The 18,633-nt window shown below is 64.8% G+C and carries 16 protein-coding genes; 7 read left to right on the top strand and 9 right to left on the bottom strand.

What is annotated here, in order from left to right; all coding sequences use genetic code 11:
- Positions 1 to 5 precede the first annotated feature (5 nt).
- The 3 genes from CCC_RS03100 to efp all read right to left on the bottom strand — a co-directional run bounded on the left by CCC_RS03100 (position 6) and on the right by efp (position 2,655).
- On the bottom strand, positions 6 to 1,211 hold the full coding sequence (locus CCC_RS03100; RefSeq protein WP_009868538.1) for an OmpA family protein: 1,206 nt from the start codon (positions 1,209 to 1,211) through the stop codon (positions 6 to 8).
- Between the two features lie 76 nt (positions 1,212 to 1,287).
- Positions 1,288 to 2,085 (bottom strand): inositol monophosphatase family protein, encoded by a 798-nt coding sequence (locus CCC_RS03095; protein ID WP_041039751.1) that lies wholly within the window; start codon positions 2,083 to 2,085, stop codon positions 1,288 to 1,290.
- Positions 2,086 to 2,088: 3 nt separating this feature from the next.
- The gene (efp, locus tag CCC_RS03090) at positions 2,089 to 2,655 is read right to left on the bottom strand and encodes an elongation factor P (protein WP_009868540.1); all 567 of its coding nucleotides are present in this window, start codon (positions 2,653 to 2,655) and stop codon (positions 2,089 to 2,091) included.
- An 89-nt stretch (positions 2,656 to 2,744) separates the two neighbouring features.
- Between efp and CCC_RS03085 the strand changes: the two genes are divergently transcribed.
- A complete protein-coding gene (locus CCC_RS03085; protein WP_201773278.1) occupies positions 2,745 to 3,413 on the top strand; it encodes a class I SAM-dependent DNA methyltransferase in 669 nt (222 codons plus the stop codon).
- Here CCC_RS03085 and CCC_RS03080 read toward each other — a convergent pair.
- Complete coding sequence (locus CCC_RS03080) at positions 3,410 to 4,441, bottom strand: lysine-2,3-aminomutase-like protein (protein ID WP_009868542.1); 1,032 nt, start codon at positions 4,439 to 4,441, stop codon at positions 3,410 to 3,412. The genes CCC_RS03085 and CCC_RS03080 overlap by 4 nt on opposite strands.
- A 144-nt stretch (positions 4,442 to 4,585) precedes the next feature.
- On the opposite strand from CCC_RS03080, the gene epmA reads away from it, so the two are divergent.
- Positions 4,586 to 5,632, top strand: coding sequence for an EF-P lysine aminoacylase EpmA (gene epmA, locus CCC_RS03075; protein WP_041039748.1), 1,047 nt, complete (start codon positions 4,586 to 4,588; stop codon positions 5,630 to 5,632).
- Positions 5,633 to 5,688: 56 nt separating this feature from the next.
- Here the strand turns inward: epmA and CCC_RS03070 are convergent, their stop codons facing one another.
- Together CCC_RS03070 and CCC_RS03065 are read right to left on the bottom strand one after the other, a co-directional pair.
- The gene (locus CCC_RS03070) at positions 5,689 to 6,459 is read right to left on the bottom strand and encodes a DsbA family protein (protein ID WP_009868544.1); all 771 of its coding nucleotides are present in this window, start codon (positions 6,457 to 6,459) and stop codon (positions 5,689 to 5,691) included.
- A gap of 78 nt (positions 6,460 to 6,537) precedes the next feature.
- Positions 6,538 to 7,908: a M48 family metalloprotease gene (locus CCC_RS03065; protein WP_041039744.1), complete on the bottom strand. Its 1,371-nt coding sequence runs from the start codon at positions 7,906 to 7,908 to the stop codon at positions 6,538 to 6,540.
- Between CCC_RS03065 and CCC_RS03060 the strand changes: the two genes are divergently transcribed.
- Together CCC_RS03060 and CCC_RS03055 are read left to right on the top strand one after the other, a co-directional pair.
- Positions 7,895 to 9,523, top strand: a complete 1,629-nt coding sequence (locus CCC_RS03060; protein ID WP_009867541.1) for a gamma-glutamyltransferase — start codon at positions 7,895 to 7,897, stop codon at positions 9,521 to 9,523. The two genes, CCC_RS03065 and CCC_RS03060, sit on opposite strands and share 14 nt — an antisense overlap.
- A gap of 28 nt (positions 9,524 to 9,551) precedes the next feature.
- Positions 9,552 to 10,706: a pyridoxal phosphate-dependent aminotransferase gene (locus tag CCC_RS03055; protein WP_009867542.1), complete on the top strand. Its 1,155-nt coding sequence runs from the start codon at positions 9,552 to 9,554 to the stop codon at positions 10,704 to 10,706.
- A 7-nt stretch (positions 10,707 to 10,713) separates the two neighbouring features.
- On the opposite strand, the gene CCC_RS03050 is transcribed toward CCC_RS03055, so the two are convergent.
- The 3 genes from CCC_RS03050 to CCC_RS03040 all read right to left on the bottom strand — a co-directional run bounded on the left by CCC_RS03050 (position 10,714) and on the right by CCC_RS03040 (position 14,759).
- Positions 10,714 to 12,354, bottom strand: a complete 1,641-nt coding sequence (locus CCC_RS03050; RefSeq protein WP_041039742.1) for a flagellar hook-basal body complex protein — start codon at positions 12,352 to 12,354, stop codon at positions 10,714 to 10,716.
- A gap of 193 nt (positions 12,355 to 12,547) precedes the next feature.
- Positions 12,548 to 13,678, bottom strand: a complete 1,131-nt coding sequence (locus CCC_RS03045) for a type III PLP-dependent enzyme (RefSeq protein WP_009867935.1) — start codon at positions 13,676 to 13,678, stop codon at positions 12,548 to 12,550.
- A gap of 538 nt (positions 13,679 to 14,216) precedes the next feature.
- On the bottom strand, positions 14,217 to 14,759 hold the full coding sequence (locus tag CCC_RS03040) for a hydrolase (RefSeq protein WP_009867933.1): 543 nt from the start codon (positions 14,757 to 14,759) through the stop codon (positions 14,217 to 14,219).
- 118 nt (positions 14,760 to 14,877) lie between these two features.
- On the opposite strand from CCC_RS03040, the gene CCC_RS03035 reads away from it, so the two are divergent.
- The 3 genes from CCC_RS03035 to CCC_RS03025 all read left to right on the top strand — a co-directional run bounded on the left by CCC_RS03035 (position 14,878) and on the right by CCC_RS03025 (position 18,539).
- The gene (locus CCC_RS03035; protein WP_052472920.1) at positions 14,878 to 16,581 is read left to right on the top strand and encodes a DEAD/DEAH box helicase; all 1,704 of its coding nucleotides are present in this window, start codon (positions 14,878 to 14,880) and stop codon (positions 16,579 to 16,581) included.
- Between the two features lie 13 nt (positions 16,582 to 16,594).
- A complete protein-coding gene (locus CCC_RS03030) occupies positions 16,595 to 16,834 on the top strand; it encodes an Lrp/AsnC family transcriptional regulator (protein WP_009867926.1) in 240 nt (79 codons plus the stop codon).
- 196 nt (positions 16,835 to 17,030) lie between these two features.
- Positions 17,031 to 18,539: an acetyl-CoA hydrolase/transferase family protein gene (locus CCC_RS03025; protein WP_009867924.1), complete on the top strand. Its 1,509-nt coding sequence runs from the start codon at positions 17,031 to 17,033 to the stop codon at positions 18,537 to 18,539.
- Positions 18,540 to 18,633: the final 94 nt, after the last annotated feature.

The raw sequence follows: 18,633 nt of genomic DNA, 5'->3' as shown, positions 1-18,633 counted from the left end.
GAGCCTCAGCGCGCCACCAACATGGCGTCGACGCGATCGGGCGAGCCGCTTTCCACCTTGTTGCCAAGGGCGCGGACCTCGATGCGGGTGGAGCGGACGCCCATCTCCATCAGGTATTTGCGCACTTCCAACGCCCGCGACAGCGACAGGCGCCGCGCCTTGCTGGCATTGGCCTCGTCACCGGCGGCATAGGCCAGAAGCTGGAGATTCAGGTTCTCGTCCTTGTCCATGCGCTGGGCCAGACGGTCCAGTTCCATGCGCACCGTGTCGGGCAGATGGGAGCTGTCGGTGGCAAACGGCACCGTCAGATTGTCGCCCTTGCGCACGGGCGCGGCAACCGGGGCGGGCGCGGGGGCAATCGGGGCCACGGCGGCGATCTGGGGCGCCGGTGCGGGCGCGACCACAGGCGGCGGCGCCACCGGCAGAGGCGGAGCTACCGGAGGAGCGGCGACCACGGGAGCCGGGGCCACGGGAGTCGGGGCCACGGGAGTCGGGGCGGCAGGCGGAGGTGCCTTGACGAACTGAACGGCGGAAGGCGGTTCGGGGGCCTTGGGCGCCTCGACCACCTTGGGCGGTTCGGGGATCTTGACGGGTTCGGGAGCCTTGGGCGCCTCGACCACCTTGGGCGGCTCGACCACCTTGGGCGGCTCGACCACCTTGGGCGGCTCTGGCGCTTTGACCGGCTCGGCCACCTTGACCGGCTCGGGGGCCTTGGGGGTTTCATTGGCCTTGGCGGGGGCCTTGGGAGGCTCGACCTTGGCCGGAACGGGAACCTCGGCAGCGATATCAGGCTTGGACGGCTTGGAGACCGGGGCCGAAGCCTTGACCGGCTCGGGAGCCGCGACGGGCTCGGGGGCCTTGGGCGGTTCGGCGGCGGGGATGTCCACCTTGGGAGCGGCGGCCACCTTCTCCGGCCTGGGCTTGGCCGCGACCTTGGGGGCCGCGGGCGCCTCGGCATAGGGCTTGAAACCCGAGGATTTGGGCGTTACGGGCCGCGCCACCGGACGCGGGGCGGCGGGCGTGGCGGCCGAGGGCGGGCGGGTGATCAGGCCGGGCAGGGTCGGTTCCGGCCCAAGCCGGTCCAACACGTCCCAGTTGACGTCGACGCTGGAGCGATATTCCCCCACCACCACCTGGGCGGATGCGGGCTGGGCCGCGACGGCGACGAGCGCTCCCAGCGCCAGTAACGCGACCTTTCTCCCCCTGCTCATCACGCCCTCTCCCGGCTGAATTCCCTCGGTATTCTTGTGGTCAAGAATCTAGCCGAACGGATGTCCGGCCACAACCCTATCCCCGCGCCGTCCGCAGCAGTTTCAACAACGGCTGATGCAGATGGTCATTGGCAGCCAGAATTTCGCCATTGTCCAGCATCTTGGAGCCGCCCTGGAAATCGGTGACATAGCCGCCCGCTTCCTTGACCAGCACGATGCCCGCGGCGATATCCCACGGCTTGATCCCGGTTTCCCAATAGCCGTCGCAGCGCCCCGCCGCCACATAAGCCAGATCGAGGGCCGCCGAGCCGAAACGGCGGATGCCCGCCACTTGGGGCATCACGGCGGCCAATTCCTTCAAGAAGGTCTCGTGGCCCGGCCGCCCGATGAAGGGAATGCCGGTGGCGATCAGGGTGTCTTCCAGCTTGCGCCGGGCCGAGACGCGCAGACGCCGCTCGTTCAAGAACGCTCCGGCGCCCTTTTCCGCATGGAACATCTCGTCGCCCAGCGGCTGGTAGACCACACCGGCGATCAGCTCGCCATCACGCTCCAGCGCGATGGAGATGCAGAAATTGGGGATGCCGTGCAGGAAGTTGGTGGTGCCGTCGATGGGGTCGATGATCCAGCGATGGCTGGTGTCGTCGCCCGCGATCTCGCCACCTTCTTCCAGCAGGAAGCCGAAACCGGGCCGGGCCTTCTTCAGCTCGGCCCGCAGGGCCTTCTCGGTCTTGAGATCGGCCGAAGAGACGAAATCGGCGGGGCCCTTCTTGGACACCTGCAGATGTTCGACCTCGCCGTAATCACGCACAAGGTTGCGCGACGCCTTGCGGGCCGCCCCCATCATGACATTCAGAAGTGCGGAGCGAATGATCACCGGCTAGCCCTTGAACCGCTCGACATACGAGCAATCGGTGGTGTTGACGATGATCACCTCACCCTCTTCCAGGAAGGGGGGAACCAGGATCTTCATGCCGTTTTCCAGCTTGGCGGGCTTGTAGGACGACGACGCGGTCTGTCCCTTCACCACCGGATCGGCCTCGACCACCTTCATCACCACCTTTTCCGGCAGCGTGATGGAGACTGGCGAACCCTCGACGAAGTCAACCTCGACCACCATGCCGTCCTGCAGGAAGCCGATCGTGTCACCCAACGTGTCGTTGGGCATGGTGAACTGCTCGAAGCTTTCCGAGTCCATGAAGGTCATGTTGGAGTCGTCCTTGAACAGGAACGTGCACTCCTTGGCCTCCACGTTGCACTTCTCGATGGTATCGGCGGTGCGCCAACGCTCGTTGGTCTTGTTGCCGGTGCGGATGTCGCGCATCTCGACGGTGATGAAGGCGCCGCCCTTGCCGGGCTGGACGATCTGAGTCTTCAGCACCGCATACTGGCGGCCATTGTGTTCCAGGATGTTGCCGGGACGAATCAGGTTGGCATTGATCTTCATGGGAGTTCCAACAGGGCTTAAGGAAATTTGGCGCGGACCCTATCAGGTCGCCTTGGGGAAGGCAACAATTGCCGTCCCGATCGAGAGCCTTGCCCATTGACCTGGACGGCAAAGGACCCAATCTACTCGCCATGGTCCGGCCCGATATCATACAAGACGATCCGTCAGCCCCTACCCTGGACTATTACGACAGCCGGGCGGAACAGTTCTGGCAGGGCACCCGCGACCACGACGTCACTCAGAACATCGATGCGCTTCTGACCCGGCTATCGGGGCCGCCGCCCTTCACCATCTTGGATTTCGGCTGCGGGCCGGGGCGCGATCTCAAGGCCTTCGCCCAGCGCGGCCACAAGCCCATCGGCCTGGACGGCGCGGCCAATTTCGTGCGAATGGCGGCGGAGTACAGCGGCTGTCCGGTCTGGCACCAGAACTTCCTGGATCTCGATTTGCCGCAGAGCCATTTCGACGGCATCTTCGCCAATGCCTCGCTGTTCCATGTGCCGGTCAAGGCCCTGCCCCAGGTCCTCGGCATCCTGCGCGACAGCCTCAAGCCGTGCGGCGTGCTGTTCAGTTCCAATCCCCATGGCCGCGATCAGGAAGGTTACAGCGGCGGGCGGTTCGGCGCCTATCACACGCCGGAACGCTGGGCCGAACTGGTCACCCAGGCCGGGTTTTGCGAAATCCACCGCTATTTCCGGCCCAAAGGGTTGCCGCGAGAGCAACAGCCCTGGCTGGCCACCCTTTGGCGGCGGGATTAGGGATAAGAGTGTTCCGCGTCATTGGGATCGATGACCACCCCCTCCTCCCCATCCCAATAGCCCGGCCCCACCGGCACCTTGCCCGCGCCGCCGGGGATGTCGAGCACATAGGTGGGCTGTGCAATGCCGGACAGACGGCCGCGCAAGACCCGCATCAGGGCCTGGCCCTCCTTGATGCTGGGGCGGAAATGGCTGGTGCCAGGGGCCAGATCGGGGTGGTGCAGGTAATAGGGCCGCACCCGGTTGCGGATCAGGGCGCGGAACAGGTCATCGAGCACATCGGCCCGGTCATTGACCCCCTTCAGCAGCACGGTCTGGGAGAGAAGCGGCACACCGGCGCGGGCCAGCATACTCAGCCCCGCCGAAGCCAGGGGCGACACCTCGCGCGGATGATTGACATGCACCGCCAGCCAGACCGGCTTATCGCCTCCGCCCAGAACGGTGGCGAGATCGGGGGTGATGCGGCCGGGATCGCTGACCGGCACGCGCGAATGGATGCGGATCAGCTCCACATGGCCGATGGCGCCGATACGGTCCAGCAGCGCGCCCAGCCGTGGCGCGGGCAGCATCAGCGGATCGCCGCCGGTCAGGATCACCTCGCGGATGTCGGGGCGACAGGCCACATAGGCCAGCGCGGCCTCGATCTCCGCCTCGGTCATGGTGGCCTCGCCATCGCCCACCCTGGCACGGCGAAAGCAGAAGCGGCAATAGACCGGGCAGACCAGCAAGGGCGTCAACAGCACCCGGTCGGGGTAGCGGTGAACGAGGCCCTTCACCGGGCTGTAGGCTGCGTCACCGATGGGGTCGGCGCGTTCCTCCGCCGTGGTGGTCAGCTCCTCGGGCGACGGGACATATTGCCGGGCGATGGGATCGGCGGGGTCGGCGGGGTCGATCAGATCCACCACGGCAGGCGTCAGGCCCACGGCATAGGTGCGCGCGACCTGCTCCACCGCCGCCGCGTCGCGGATCAGTCCGGCGTCAAGCAGGTCTTGGGCGGTGCGAAGGGTGTGGCGGCGGACAGCGGTCATGAGGCGGATTCACCACGAAGGCGCGAAGACACGAAGGACCACGAAGATTTCAAGAATCCTTCTTTTCTCTTCGTGTCTTCGTGCCTTCGTGGTTAACCAAAGGCCGACGCACACGACGAGATGCCGGTTCTAAAGGAAAAGGCCATGGCAGGTAAAGAATGGTGGCGGCCCGAAGTGTTCGCGGCGCGCCGGGCGAATCTGGATCTGCGCTCGCGGGCGGTCAACGCCACCCGCGCCTTCTTCGCCGCGCGCGGTTTCGCCGAGGTGGAAACCCCCTGCCTTCAGGTGTCGCCCGGCCTCGAACCCCATCTCAAGGCCTTCGCCACCGCACTCACCGATCCCTATGGCGGTCCCGACCGTCCGCTTTATCTCCATACCAGCCCCGAATTCGCCATGAAGAAGCTGCTGGTGGCGGGCATGCCGCGCCTTTATCAGTTGGCCAAGGTCTTCCGCAACGCCGAGCGCTCGGCCACCCATCACCCGGAATTCACCATGCTGGAATGGTATCGGGCCGGGGCCTCTCTGGATGATCTGATGGACGATACCGAGGCCCTGGTCCAAGAATGCGCCCGCGCCGCGGGGACCAAGCTGTTGCGGCGTGAAGACAAGGACTGCGATCCCTTCGTCCCCTGGCGGCGTCTCTCGGTGGCCGAGGCCTTCGGCGAATATGCCCATATGGACGTGCTGGCGACCGCCCCCGATCCAACTTCGCCCGACCGGTCGGCATTGGCCGCCGAGGCCACGCGCATCGGCATTTCCGTCAGCCCTTCGGACACATGGGAGGATATTTTCTTCAAGGTGATGCTCGACCGTATCGAGCCCCATCTGGGCTTCGACCGACCGGTCATCCTTCATTCCTATCCCGTCTCCATGGCCGCCCTGTCGCGGCCCAGCCCCGCCGATCCAAGGGTGGCCGAGCGCTTCGAGGCCTATGCCCTGGGGGTGGAATTGTGCAACGCCTTCGGGGAACTGACCGATGCGGCCGAGCAGCGCCGCCGCTTCACCGCTGACATGGATCTGAAGGAACGGCTCTATGGCGAGCGCTATCCCCTGGACGAGGACTTTCTGGCCGCCCTGGACCTCGGCATGCCGGATTCGGCGGGCATCGCCTTGGGCTTCGACCGGCTGGTCATGCTGCTGGCCGGGGCCCAGAGCATCGACGAGATTCTGTGGGCGCCGGTGGCGCAATGAAAAAGCCCCCGGCCGATTGACCGGGGGCTTTCTCCGTTTCGACGGAATGATGAGGATCAACCGCCCTGCTTGGCGGCGGAGCGGCGCGCCGCATCCATCAGCTGCTTCAAGGTCGGCTGGTCCAGGGCGCTGGAGATGATGCGGTCGCCGACGATGAAGGTGGGCGTGCCGCCGATATCCAGGGCGCGGGCCAGATCCATGTTCTTCTTCAGCTGCTTCTCGATCTCAGGCGCGTTGATGTCCTTCTTCAACTGCTCCACGTTCAGGCCCTGATCGGCGGCGATCTTGTAGATGGCCTTTTCGTCCAGACGGCCGCGGAACTTCATGAAGGCGCGGTGAACGTCGTCATACTTGGCCTGGCTCTGGGCCTTGGCCACCAGGGCGATGCGGGACGCCAGCACCGAATCGGGGCCGAGGATCGGGTATTCCTTGATCACCACCCGGACCTTGCCGTCGGCCTTGACCGCTTCCCACAAAGGCTCGAAGGCCTGCTTGCAGAAGCCGCAATTGTAATCCATGAACTCGACCACGGTGAGATCGCCCTTGAGATTGCCGCCCTGGGGATCATCGGGGTTCTTCAAGATCTCGTCCTTGCGGGCTTCGAGCATCTTGTGGGCGTCGGCCTCGGCCTGGGCGCGCATCTTCTCGCGCAGCGCCTCCAGGGCCTCGCCCAGCACCTCGGGATGCTCCATCAGATAGTCGCGCACCACCTTCTTGACCGCCTCGGCCTGCTTGGGGGTCAGCGGAGCCTCCTGGGCGGCGGCGGGCAGGGAAGCGAGGGCAAGGCCGGACACCATCAGGGCGGCGGCGAAAGTCTTGGCGATCATCGGCGAAACTACCTCAAGAGGCGGAAATGATGGCGGCATATTGGCGGAAGCGGCAGCCCGTAGCAAGGGCTTGCCACGCTACCACCACTTGCGGGAGCGGTCGCGGTCGGCCTTGACCTGCGAAGCCCTCTCCTTGATGTCTTGGATGCGTAGCCACACCGATCCCTGCTTGCCCAGCAACTGCTCCGCCTTGTTGGCGTGGAACAGGGCCTCGGAGAGCTTGCCGACCAGCATGTAGTGCTCGGCCAGGGCATAGGAGGCCATGCCCTCCTTATCGTCACGGGCAAAGGCGATGGACAGTTGCTGCCAGGCGAAAACATCCTCGGGCTCGCGGTTGACGGCGGCGGTCAGATGGGTTTCGGCCTCGGCCAGCAGGGCCGGGTCTTCCGCCTCGATCAGCACCTGGCCCAGGGCGATGCGCAGCAGGGCGCTGTCGGGCAGCAGCTTGACCGCCTTGCGATAAGGTTCGATGGCTTCGGCGCCACGGGCGTTCTCGAACAGCATCTGACCTTTGAGTTCCCAGAAATAGGGATCGTTGGGCCGTTCTTTCAGCAGGCCGTCGATCAGCCCCAGCGCCATGGGAATGTCCGGCTTGCGATAGGCGGCCACGGCGCGCGCATAGCGCCCCTCGATGCTGGTGTCGGCTTCCTTGTAGCGCTGAAAAGTGCGGATGGGCGGCTCGATGAAGGCGAACAGCTTGGCCTTCATACGCTTGTGCATCTCGACCCATTCAGCGGGCCAAGGGGTCTTGCTCCAGGGCGAGGCCTCGACCTGGGTGCGGACGAAGGCCACGCGGTCACGGGTGAGGGGGTGGGTGCGCACATAGGGGTCCTGGCGCGACGAGACCAGCGCCTCCTGATCTCCCAGGATATCGAAGAATTCCAGGAGTCCCCTGCCTGACTGATGAGTGGTGTCGAGAAAGCGCATGGCCATCTGATCGGCCTGGCTCTCCTGACTGCGCGAGAAGGCCAGCAGATTGCGCATGGCCAGTTCGGTGCCGCCCAGGGCTCCGGCCATGGCCACGTCGCCCCGGCCAGTGGCCGCCCCCGCCGCCGCGGCCAGCAAGGTGGCGATGATGGCCTCGGTAGAGGCATTGGCCATGGCGTCGTTGCCGCGAATCAAATGGCCACCGGCGATGTGGCCGGTTTCGTGCGCCATCACGCCGATCAGCTGTCCGGGATGCTCGGAACGGATCAGCAGGCCGGTGTGGAAGAAAATGTTCTGGCCGCCCGCCACGAAGGCGTTCAAGGTCGGATCGATGATCAGATTGATGCGCACCGCCGCCGGATCCAGACCCGCCGCCTGAAAAATTGGCGTCCCGAAAGTCCGGATGGTATTTTCCACTTCCGCATCACGGATGAACTGCCGTTTCGGCTGAGCCTGCGCCCAAGCCTGCGGCATCGAAGCGACCAACAGGAACGTCACCAGAAGGATAATGCGCGTGAGCAAGGATCTCTCCTCATCGGTCAATTCGTTGCGCGGCTACAAATCCGCACTTGCCGCCGCCACCGGGACGGCGCTGCTGGTACTTTCGGCCTGCGGCGATCCCGCCCGGCCCGTCGGCCAGATCGGCCACATCACCGGCTTTGGCGGCATGGTCGCCGTCGACGAGCCCCGCGCCGCAATTCTGGGCCGCGACGTGCTGTCGGCGGGCGGCACCGCCGCCGATGCGGCCGCCGCCATCTATTTCACCCTGGCGGTGACCTATCCGTCCACCGCCAGCCTGGGCGGCGGTGGCACCTGCATAGTACACGATAGCGGCAAAAAGAAGACGGAAGTCATCGATTTCCCCGCCATCGCCTCGAACATGTCGGGTCCGGCGCCTTCGGCGGTGCCCGCCAATCCGCGCGGCTTCTATGCTCTGCACGCCAAATACGGCCGTCTGCGCTGGGAAAGCCTGCTGGTCGAGCCCGAGCGCCTGGCCCGCGAGGGCGCGCCCGTGTCGCGCGCCCTGGCCAATGATCTGGCCCGCAGCCTGCCCATCATCGGCCGCGATCCGGTGGCCCGCGCCGTCTTCATGCGGCCCGACGGTTCGGTGCCGCGCGAAGGCGACCTGATAGCGCAGCCCCAACTGGCCGCAATGATCTCGACGCTGCGCCACCAGACGGGAAATTTCTACACCGGCCCCCAGGCCCGTGATCTGATCAAGGGGGTGCAGGCGGCAGGCGGCACCTTGTCGCTGGAGGATCTGCGCGACATCCGCCCCGTCTGGCGCGACGCCATCACGGTAAAGACCGATTTCGAGACCGCCGCCTTTTCCCCCCCGCCTTCGGTGGGCAGCGCCATGACGGCGCAGCTGGTGGCCGCCTTGTGGCCGCGCTGGAGCAGCGCGGACGAGGCCGAACGGCCCCATCTGCTGGCCGAGACCTCGGCACGGGCCTTCGCCGAACGCGCCCGCTGGATGCGCCCCACCGGCTGGACCGACGAAGCCCCCGACTCCCTGGTCAGCGATGCGCGCATCAACGCCATGATGGCCGGCTATGCCGCCGACCGCCACCAGCCGGTAAGCGGCGTCACCTCGCCGCCCACCGAAAGCCAGTCGGGAACCGGCTTTGCCGTTCTGGATTCCAGTGGCCTGGGCGTGGCCTGCGCCGTTACCAGCCACGGCCTGTTCGGCAATGGCCGCATGGCGCCCGGCACCGGCATCATGCTGTCGGGCGTTCCTGGCCCCAACGGCCCGCCGTCGACCGCCGTCATGGTCACCTATAACAACCACAACGCAGCCGTCCATTTCATCGGCGCCGCCTCGGGCGGCGGCACCGCCGCCATGGGCCTGACCCAAAGCTTCCTGGCCGCCGTCAAGGACAACAAGCCGCTGTCGGAAGCCCTGGCTCAGCCTCGTCTGGTCCAGGCGGGCAAACCCGACGCCGTCTTCGTCGAAACCGGCGCCATCACCTTGGACCCCGCATCTCTGGCCAGCCGTGGACATCAGATCAGCGCCACCCCCATGCCCAGCCGGGTGGAAGCCATCTACTGCCCGCTCGGCTACAAGGCCGAAGAGGGTTGCGACATGGCCACCGATCCGCGCGGCTTCGGCTTGGCCGCCGTGGCGGGTAAGAAGTAATGAGCGAGGCGCCTGAGGGGCTGCAAATATGAGCTTCAAGGCGGCCGAACGCGGCGCCATCGCCCCCTTCATCGTCATGGACGTGATGCGGGCGGCCGCCGCGCGCGAGGCCCAGGGCGCCGACATCATCCATCTGGAAGTGGGCCAGCCCTCGGGTCAGGCTCCGTCCGGGGTTCGGGAAGCGGCGGCCCGCGCCGTCGGGGCCGAGCCTTTGGGCTATACCCTGGCTCTGGGCCGTGATTCCTTGCGCGAGGCCATCGCCCGGCATTACCGGCAGGCCTATGGCAGGTCGGTGGCGCCCGAGCGCATCTGCGTCACCACCGGGTCTTCGGCGGGCTTCCTGTTGGCCTTCCTGGCCGCCTTCGCGCCCGGCGACCGGGTGGCGGTGGCCGCGCCCGGCTATCCCGCCTATCGCAACATCCTTCAGGCCTTGGGCGTGGACTGCGTTCTGGTGCCGGTGGGCCCCGACAGCCGCTGGCAGATTACCGCCCAAGTGCTGGCACGGATCGAGGGCAAACTGGACGGCGTGGTGGTGGCGTCACCTTCCAATCCCACCGGCTCCATGCTGTCGGCGGCGGAAGTGGCGGAACTGGCGGCGTGGTGCGAGTCGAACGGCGTGCGGTTGATCTCCGACGAGATCTATCACGGCATCACCTATGGCCGCGCCGCCGCCACCGTGGCCGGAATGGCCACCAGCCCCCACGCCGTGGTGATCAACAGTTTTTCCAAATACTACGCCATGACCGGCTGGCGCCTGGGCTGGATGGTGCTGCCCGAGGATCTGGCCCGTTCGGTGGAATGCCTGGCCCAGAATCTCTATATCTCGCCCCCCACCCTGTCCCAGGTGGCGGCCGAGGCGGTGTTCGACTGCCTGGACGAATTGGAGGCCAGGGTCGCCGCCTACCGCGCCAACCGCGACATTCTGCTGAACGCGTTGCCGGAAGCGGGCTTCGATCGGCTGGCGCCCTCGGACGGCGCTTTCTATCTTTACGCCGATGTGTCGGAACGGACCGAGGACAGCCGCGAGTTCTGCGCCCGCATGCTGGCCGAAACCGGGGTGGCCTGCACGCCCGGCGTGGATTTCGACCCCCTGGAGGGACGCCGCACGCTGCGCTTTTCCTATGCCGGATCGGCCGAACACATGGCCGAGGCGGCCAAACGGCTTAAGGCGTGGAAGACGTGATATCCAATCAGGTGATCAGATCACGCACCGTCTGCGTCATCTCGTCGGCGGTCTTGAAGACATTGGCGTTGGTGGAATAGGCCTTCTGGGTGACGATCATCTTTGAGAACTGATCCTCCAGTGCCACGTTGGAGGCTTCCAGCGATGACGCGACGATGCTCGCACCGCTGCCCTGGGCGGAAATGGCGGCGATGGTGATGTCGCCCGCCTGTTCGGTGGCGCGGAACACCGTGCCGGAAATGGGATCCAACTGGTCCGCCGAAACAAAGGTCGCCACGGGAATCTGGAAGATGGTGCGGCTCTTGCCATTGTCGAAATGGGCAACCACCTTTCCCGCCGTGTCGATCTCCACCTGATCCATGGTGCCGCTGGCATAACCGTCCTGGTCGATGTTCTTGACGCTCATCTTCGTGGAGGTATCGCCGGAAAACTGGGTAAGTTTCGCCAAATCCAGGGAGATGGTGCTCGACCCGGCATTGGCCGCCGTCCAGCCCACGGTGAATGAGGCCTTGGCAGGCGTCAGTATCTTTCCCGCGCCGTCGAACGTAATGGGAATGGATGAGGTATAATTGGTGCCGTCCGCCATCAAAGCGGTGACCGTGCCCTCGGCGGCGACCGGCTTCATCCGCAGATACCATTGGCCGTTGGAGGCATGCTCGAAACTCAGGCCCAGATTATGGGAGTTATAGGCGTTGTCATAGACCGCGATGGTCTCATCCACCGTGCTCAGGGTCGGCTTGTTGGAACTGAGATTGATGCTGGCTGTGGATTGCGCCGTGGGGCCAGCCGACCAGTCCACGGTCAGATCCGCAAATCCGGTGCCCGAGGCCGAGGTGGTGGGCGCGGTGATAGCCCCGTTGGCGTCCATGGTTACCGTCACCGGCGACCCGGTAATGGTGCCGACGCTGCCGCTGGCCGGGTTGGCTGGCAATGAGAAATCCACTTGCCATGTATCGCCGCCCGTCCTCGTCCAGTTCATGGTCAGGGTCTGGGTCGTGCCGAAGCCGTCGGTAATGCTGCTGGTATCGGTAAAAGTCTGCGTCGAACCGGTTTGGGTCGCGTTGGACGGCACATTGGCGACCGTCTGGATGGAGGTCGTGGCATTGCCGTTCACGGTCTGACCGATATTGGCGTAGACCGGCGTCAACGTGGAGGTGGCGGAGATGACGCCCTTGCTGTCGGCGGCCCATCCCATGAGGTAGTTGCCATCAGCGGTGGTAAAATAGTTGTTGCCGTTCACCGCCCTCTGGGTGAAGTCGCCAGCACGGGTATACAGCGTGCCGGATGTCCCCCCGGCCCCGGGCGCGCCGGTACTGTCGGGCTGGGTCACGATAAAGAAGCCACGGCCATTGATGGCCATATCGCTCCAGGTCGTGGACGAGGTGATGGTGCCCGACTTGGTGATCAGGTTGCGATCCACCGCGCGCACGCCGAAAATGTCCAGGCCGGTGGTGGCGGTGTTCTTGTTCGGCGAGTTCTGCGTACTGGCCGGAGCGGTGTGGGACTCCGACAGCACCGTCTTGAAAAGGGTGTCCTTTTCCTTGTATCCGGTCGTATTGACGTTGGCGATGTTCTGCGAGATCGAGCCCATGGCCCAATCCATCGACTGCATCGCTTGGACAGAATTCGCAAAAGCACCCCAGAGCATCGTCGCCTCCGTTCACGACGGGCATTGATCCGCTAAAGGATCTGCAAGGAGGGTGCCACTTGCGATACACATAAATTTCAATGCATTAGTTACAGTATGCGCGGCAGAACCTGCCGGATCGGGGGCGCAAAAAAGCCCGCCCGGCAGAACTTGCCGGGCGGGCCCTGGCCTTCCATCCTCGAAGAGGAGAGGCCTAGATGAAGTAGGCCTTCAAGGGCTCGAAGCCGTTGAAGTTCACCGCCGAGTAGGAGGTGGTGTAGGCCCCGGTGGAGAGAATCCGCACCTTGTCGCCCACCTTGAGGCTGACCGGCATCTCGTATCCGGCCTTCTCATAGAGGATGTCGGCGGAATCGCAAGTAGGACCAGCCAGGATCACCGGCGCGGTATCCTCGCCGTCGCGGCCGGTGACGATGCGGTACTTGATGGCCTCGTCCATGGTCTCGGCCAGACCGCCGAACTTGCCCACGTCCAGATAGACCCAACGCGTGTCGTCCTCATAGCCCTTGCGGCTGATCAGCACCACCTCGGTCTCCAAGATACCGGCATCGCCCACCAGGGAGCGGCCGGGCTCGATGATCATGGCGGGGATATTGTTGCCGAAATGCTTGGTCATGGCGTCCATGACCGCCTCGGCATAGCGCTCGATGCCGTCCACTTCCTTGCGGTAGCGGGCCGGGAAGCCGCCGCCCAGATTGACCATGCGCAGATCGATGCCAGCGGCGTCCAGCGCCGAGAACAGCATGGCGGCCTTGCCCACCGCGATGTCCCACTGCTTCAGATCGGTCTGCTGGCTGCCCACATGGAAGGACACGCCGTAGGGGTCGAGCCCCAGGTCGCGGGCCTTGACCAGCAGGTCCTTGGCCATGTCGATCTCGCAGCCGAACTTGCGCGACAGCGGCCATTCGGCGCCGTCGCAGGTCATCAGGATGCGGCAGAACACGCGCGAGCCGGGCGCGGCCAGGGCCAGCTTCTCCAGCTCGGCCTCGGAATCGAAGGCATATAGCCGGACGCCCTTGGCATAGGCATAGGCAATGTCCGACTGCTTCTTGATGGTGTTGCCGAACGAGATGCGCTCGGCCGGGGTGCCGTTGGACAGGCACAGATCGATTTCGCCGCGCGACGCCACGTCGAAGCGCGAGCCTTCCTCGGTCAGCATACGCACGATCTCGGGCGCCGGATTGGCCTTGACCGCGTAATAGACCTCGGCCAGCGGCAGCCAACGTCGCAGGCTGTGATAATTGTCGCGCACCACGTCAAGATCGACCACCACGCAGGGGGTCTGGGGGCGGACTTCCTCAAGGAAACGGGCGATCTTCGCGGTCATCGCGAAATCCTCTCGAACGGCCGGGTCATGGAAAAGACCCGAAAACTCTCTCTGTTCGGCCCACCGCATTCAAACGGCGAGACGACGTTTCAGTGACGGCAATTCGGGAAGCCGTCAGATCCGCCGGGAGGTACTTCGCGTATCGACCCACAGCAGGGCCCATGCCTGCCGGGGACGGAAACCGCTTTCCGCGAAGAGGGGATGCGAGTCAATCGACAGCGAGTGCCGAGTCACCACGTTCATAGCTACTTCCTCCAAGCACCGGGGGCTTTCACCCCGCTTGCACCCAGAAGACGCCTTGGACGTCGTTACTTAAACCCCCTTGGGGGCCAGAGGCACGTGCGCTGTACGTCTCACCTGAAACCGCTATATACGCCGTTTTCGGTCGATGAAAAGGGAAAAATATCCCTCCTGCGAAATTTTCATATTCGTCCAGAGCTTAATTGTGTGAATTCAGCACCTTAGCATGGGAACGGGAGACCGTTTCCCCAGGCCTCTTTCCCCACCTATAGCGCAAGAAGCCACAGGGCCCGCACCATCATTTGATCAGGGCGGAGAGTTCCTTGAATTCCGGCGTCCCCGCCCGGTGCAGCCATTCGAAAATGACCATCTCCACCGTGACGATTTCGATGCCCTTGGCCGCCAGACGTGCCATGGCCGCCTGATAATTGGCGGGATCGCGCGAGGCACAGGCATCGGCCACCACTACCGGCCTGAACCCCGCCTCCTTGAAGCCCAGCGCGCTTTGCAAAACGCAGACATGGGATTCAATGCCCGCGAGGACGATCTGATCGCGCCCCGTCTCCTTGAACCGTGCCAGGATCGCCTCGTCGGCGGCACAGGAAAAATGCAGCTTTTCCATGACAGCCCCATCGGGTGCCCATTCCATCACCTCGCCGACCGTGGCGCCCAGGCCTTTGGGATACTGCTCGCTGATCACCACCGGCAGACCCAGGCGGGTGGCGGCGCGCAGCAGCAAGATACAGCCGCGATACACCCGGCGGGGATCGCTGGTCACTGGCGCCAGACCTTGTTGCACATCGACGATCAACAGACTGGAACGGGGGGCTTCCAACAGCATGGCGACACTACTCCGATGGCCGGAATCAAGCGTAATACCGCCTTAATGAGCGTTACAATGGGGAAACCGTGTTCCGTCATTGACTTAAGGCCGGGAAACCATAATTATCCGCCCCCACATGACGACCCATCAAGACATCGGCCGCGAAGACGGCCCGGAAACCACGGAGACCACCTTCGAAGACCTCGGCCTTGGGCCGGAGATCCTGAAGGCGCTCGCCGAATCGGGGTATACCCACCCCACCCCCATCCAGGCCCAGGCGATCCCTGTGGTGCTCATGGGCCGCGACGTTTTGGGCTGCGCCCAGACCGGCACCGGCAAGACGGCGTCCTTCACGCTGCCCATGATCGAGATCCTGGCAGCCGGACGCGCCAAGGCGCGCATGCCGCGCTCGCTGATCCTGGCACCCACCCGCGAACTGGCCGCCCAGGTGGCGGAGAACTTCGACAAATACGGCAAGTACCATCCGCTCAAGAAGGCGCTGATCATCGGCGGCGAATCCATGAGCGATCAGGTCGCCCTGCTGGACCGCGGCGTCGACGTGCTGATCGCCACGCCGGGCCGCCTGCTCGACATGTTCGAGCGCGGCCGCATCCTCTTGAACGACGTCAAGGTGCTGGTCATCGACGAAGCCGACCGCATGCTGGACATGGGCTTCATCCCCGACGTGGAAAAGATCGTCGGCCTGCTGCCCAAGATCCGCCAGACCCTGTTCTTCTCGGCCACCATGGGGCCTGAGATCCGCCGCCTGGCCGACGCCTTCCTGATGAACCCCAAGGAAGTGAAGGTCTCCACCGGCGCGTCCGCCGCCACCACCGTGGTCCAGGCCATGGCCGTGGTCGAGGAAATCGACAAGCGCGAGACGCTGCGCCACCTGATCCGCGTCGAGGAAGTGAAGAACGCCTTCATCTTCTGCAACAGGAAGCGCGACGTGGACGTGCTGTTCCGCTCGTTGAAGAAGCACGGCTTCGACGTGGTGCAGCTGCATGGCGACATGGCGCAAAGCGCACGCGGCGAGACCCTGGAGAAGTTCAAGAAGGGCGAAGCCCGCCTGATGGTCTGCTCCGACGTGGCGGCGCGCGGCATCGACATCTCGGCGGTCAGCCACGTCTTCAATTTCGACGTTCCCATCCATGCCGAGGACTACGTCCACCGCATCGGCCGCACTGGCCGCGCTGGCATGGAAGGCCACGCCTTCACCATCGCAAGCCCCGATGACGGCCGCTTTGTCGGCGCCATCGAGGCGATGATCGGCACCACCATTCCCCGCATCGAGGTCGAGGGCGTCCCCGCCCTGGAACTGGACATGACGGCGCGCAAGGGCCGTGGTGGCCGCAGCAGCGGCGGCGCCAAGGATGGCAAGCGCCCGGCCAGGGCCAAGGAAGAAGGCCGCGACGAGGCCCGTCCGCGCCGCGAGCGCCGCCCGCGCCGCGACGAGACTCCCGCTCCCTCCGAGGTCGAGGCCCTTCCGGTCGAAGCCGTAGCCGTGGAAGCCATCGAACAGCCGCGCGAGGAGCGTCCCGAACGCGCCGAGCGTCCGCGTGGACGCGGCCGCGACCGTGACCGTGACGAGCCCCGGCGCGATGCCGCCCCCCGCGAAGACCGCCGCCCGTCGCGCGGCCGGGATGATCGCGGTGGCCGCCGCCGTGGCCGCATCGACGAATTGGGCATCGGCGAGATGCTGCATCCCGACGGCGTGATCGGCTTTGGCGATCATATGCCCGACTTCATCGCAGCCGCCGTGCCGCTGCCGGTCAAGTCGGCCAAATCCGCCGAGGACAGCGACAGCGACGCGGATTTGGATTCCGATTCCGAAGAGTGACGGGAGACCTCCCATGCAGACCATCTTCGTCCAGGTGAAGTGCGAGCTGGGGCTGGCCTATCAGGTCGCCGATTCCGCCGTCGATATCGAGCAGGTCTCGGAGGTTCATTCCATCTCCGGCCAGTACGACCTGATGCTGAAATGCTTTCTCGACGATTCCGCCGATATCGGTCAGTTCGTCGTCGATACCATCCAGCGTCTGGACGGCGTCAAGGACACCTTCACCCTGATCGCCTTCAAGGCGTTTTCCTGACTCATTCGAATGCCTGACGAAAGCGGCAAATCCTGACCAGGATCTGCCGCTTTTCGTCCATCTGGCGCATGCGGCCCTGCGTCCCAGGCATGCATGGGGCCGTGCAAACTCTGCATTTCGCCTTATCCCGCTCTTCCGTCCATTACCGATCTACGGAATGCGTCATTAAGACGCGGCATGGGATAAGGAAACGGGCATGTATCGGGACAGAATCGGACTGACCTCCCTGTGGGGCAAGGTGGTGGGCGCCGAAGAGGCGGCCATGCATATCAAGGACGGCATGGTGGTGGGCATGAGCGGCTTCACCCGCGCCGGAGACGCCAAGGTAGTGCCCATGGCCCTGGCCGAGCGGGCCACCGAGGAAAAGCTGAAGATCACCCTGATGACCGGCGCAAGCCTGGGCAGCGACATCGACCGCACCCTGGCCCAGGCGGGCTGCCTGTCGCGCCGCATCCCCTTCCAGGCCGATCCCACCTTGCGCAAATCCATCAATGCGGGCGAGGTGATGTTCGTCGACCAGCATCTGTCCGAGACGGTGGAGATGCTGCGCTCGCGCCAGATGGCACCCATCGACGTGGCGGTGATCGAGGCGGTGGCCATCACCCCGGAAGGCGGCATCATCCCCACCACCTCCATCGGCAATTCGGCCTCCTTCGCCATCCTGGCCGAAAAGATCATCGTCGAGATCAACCTGCATCAGAGCCTGGACCTGATCGGCCTGCACGACGTCTATATCCCGACGCGGCGGCCGCACCGCGAGGCCATCCCCATCACCTCGCCCAGCGATCGGGTGGGGCTGCCCTATATTCCGGTGGACCCGTCCAAGATCGCCGCCATCGTCATCACCGAGAAGCTGGACAGCTCGGCCAATATCGCGCCGCCCGATGCCGAGACCTCGGCCATCGCCGATCATCTCGTGCAGTTCTTCCGGGGCGAGGTGAGGAAGGGCCGCATCGGCACCTCGCTCCTGCCGCTTCAGGCGGGTATCGGCTCCATCGCCAATGCCGTGCTGCACGGCTTCATCGACTCGCCCTTCCACGACCTCACCATGTATTCCGAGGTCTTGCAGGATTCCACCTTCGAGCTGTTCGACGCCGATAAGCTGGCCTTCGCCTCGGGTTCGTCCATGACGCTCTCGGGTCCCAAGGGCAAGGAGGTGTTCGCCGACATCAACCGCTACAAGGACCGGCTGGTTCTGCGGCCCCAGGAGATCAGCAACCACCCCGAAGTCATCCGCCGCCTCGGCATCATCGCCATCAACACAGCGCTGGAAGCCGATATCTACGGCAACGTCAACTCCACCCATGTGAATGCCTCCATGATGATGAACGGCATCGGCGGTTCGGGCGACTTCGCCCGCAACGCCTATCTGTCGGTGTTCGTCACCAAGTCGGTGGCCAAGGACGGCCGCATCTCCTCCATCGTCCCCATGGTCACCCATGTGGATCACTGCGAACACGACGTGGACATCATCGTCACCGAACGCGGCCTGGCCGATCTGCGCGGCCTGGCGCCCCGCGAACGGGCCCATCTGGTCATTAACCACTGCATGCATCCCGACTATCAGGACCTGGCCAGGGACTACCTCAAGGACGCCTTGGCGCGCGGCGGCCACACGCCCCACGTCATGGAGCGCGCCTTTGAATGGCATCTGGCCTTCCAGCAAAGCGGCTCCATGCTGCCCCTGGCCAAGGCGGCGGAATAACGACCACAATCGTCATCCCGGCCCCGAGCCGGGATCCAGGAGGAGCAACATCAGGCGTTACCGCTTGCGACTCCTGGGTCCCGGGTCGAGCCCG

The sequence above is a fragment of the Paramagnetospirillum magnetotacticum MS-1 genome (genome assembly GCF_000829825.1).
GTDB classification, from domain to species: Bacteria; Pseudomonadota; Alphaproteobacteria; order Rhodospirillales; family Magnetospirillaceae; genus Phaeospirillum; species Phaeospirillum magnetotacticum.
This window is presented reverse-complemented; position numbering and strand designations above follow the sequence as displayed.

What these genes read in the sequence shown, in the direction of transcription:
- CCC_RS03035 (WP_052472920.1), top strand. Translation starts at nt 14,878, where the DNA reads ATGACGACCCATCAAGACATCGGCCGCGAAGACGGCCCGGAAACCACG.
- CCC_RS03050 (WP_041039742.1), bottom strand. Translation starts at nt 12,354, where the DNA reads ATGCTCTGGGGTGCTTTTGCGAATTCTGTCCAAGCGATGCAGTCGATG.
- CCC_RS03040 (WP_009867933.1), bottom strand. Translation starts at nt 14,759, where the DNA reads ATGCTGTTGGAAGCCCCCCGTTCCAGTCTGTTGATCGTCGATGTGCAA.
- CCC_RS03070 (WP_009868544.1), bottom strand. Translation starts at nt 6,459, where the DNA reads ATGATCGCCAAGACTTTCGCCGCCGCCCTGATGGTGTCCGGCCTTGCC.
- CCC_RS03025 (WP_009867924.1), top strand. Translation starts at nt 17,031, where the DNA reads ATGTATCGGGACAGAATCGGACTGACCTCCCTGTGGGGCAAGGTGGTG.
- efp (WP_009868540.1), bottom strand. Translation starts at nt 2,655, where the DNA reads ATGAAGATCAATGCCAACCTGATTCGTCCCGGCAACATCCTGGAACAC.
- epmA (WP_041039748.1), top strand. Translation starts at nt 4,586, where the DNA reads ATGGCAGGTAAAGAATGGTGGCGGCCCGAAGTGTTCGCGGCGCGCCGG.
- CCC_RS03055 (WP_009867542.1), top strand. Translation starts at nt 9,552, where the DNA reads ATGAGCTTCAAGGCGGCCGAACGCGGCGCCATCGCCCCCTTCATCGTC.
- CCC_RS03030 (WP_009867926.1), top strand. Translation starts at nt 16,595, where the DNA reads ATGCAGACCATCTTCGTCCAGGTGAAGTGCGAGCTGGGGCTGGCCTAT.
- CCC_RS03045 (WP_009867935.1), bottom strand. Translation starts at nt 13,678, where the DNA reads ATGACCGCGAAGATCGCCCGTTTCCTTGAGGAAGTCCGCCCCCAGACC.
- CCC_RS03080 (WP_009868542.1), bottom strand. Translation starts at nt 4,441, where the DNA reads ATGACCGCTGTCCGCCGCCACACCCTTCGCACCGCCCAAGACCTGCTT.
- CCC_RS03060 (WP_009867541.1), top strand. Translation starts at nt 7,895, where the DNA reads ATGCGCGTGAGCAAGGATCTCTCCTCATCGGTCAATTCGTTGCGCGGC.
- CCC_RS03100 (WP_009868538.1), bottom strand. Translation starts at nt 1,211, where the DNA reads ATGAGCAGGGGGAGAAAGGTCGCGTTACTGGCGCTGGGAGCGCTCGTC.